The sequence below is a fragment of the Bacteroides caecigallinarum genome, from assembly GCF_016902295.1.
GTDB lineage: Bacteria > Bacteroidota > Bacteroidia > Bacteroidales > Bacteroidaceae > Phocaeicola > Phocaeicola caecigallinarum_A.
Genome location: NZ_JACJLQ010000133.1, coordinates 1 through 694, shown reverse-complemented (window position 1 = coordinate 694; position 694 = coordinate 1). Strand labels below are relative to the sequence as shown.

The following is a 694-nucleotide window of genomic DNA, read 5'->3' as shown; positions in this document are numbered from 1 at the left end:
TTATGTTGTGAACATATATCATAATGCTCTATTATACAATATATTAGATATTTTGCCAACATAAATATTTTGCCAACATAAGGCAGGTTATGTGGTGTACAACATAATCTTTGGACAGTGATTGGTCTTATCGCTCTTTCCGCCGCCATATTGTCTATGGAGTATTCTCCGTCATTTCTGTAGGAGAAGATCTGATTCCAGAAGTTTTTCAGATAGTTAAGGGCCTTGCCCATAAGCTCGCTTCGACTCTCATCCGGATTTGCCAGCAAATCATAAAGTTCCGTCCTTATCTTATCGATGATTTCTGTCGTTTCCTTACAGTTCCTTCTGCGGTAAATCTCGTCTGCTGTGAGTTTTTCCCGGCGATAAGTTTCTTCCATTCCGTATAATTTTGCTATCAGCTCAAGGAAGATTCTTGCCTGCAGGCTTCCCTGGTCATAGGCATACTTGAACTTAGCCCTTGCGTGGGCCAGACAACACAAATGCTCAACATCGATAAGTTCATTGTCAAGATACATATATACGTTGTAGCCGTCGCTCTGCAGTGATTTGATTTTTGCATCACCAAGGAACTCCTTCAACACGTTTCTGTTCCTGCCTCCATGTTTCTGTACACCTTCATCATCCGTTGTATCCTCATAAAAGAAGATGACTATACGGGCCTTTCTGTTTACCAGACACCACATATAGGTCT

The 694-nt window shown here is 41.2% G+C and carries 1 protein-coding gene; it reads right to left on the bottom strand.

What is annotated here, in order from left to right; translation table 11 throughout:
* Positions 1–694: IS66 family transposase (locus tag H6A27_RS15850; protein WP_239469732.1), on the bottom strand; the 694-nt coding region annotated here is incomplete at both ends.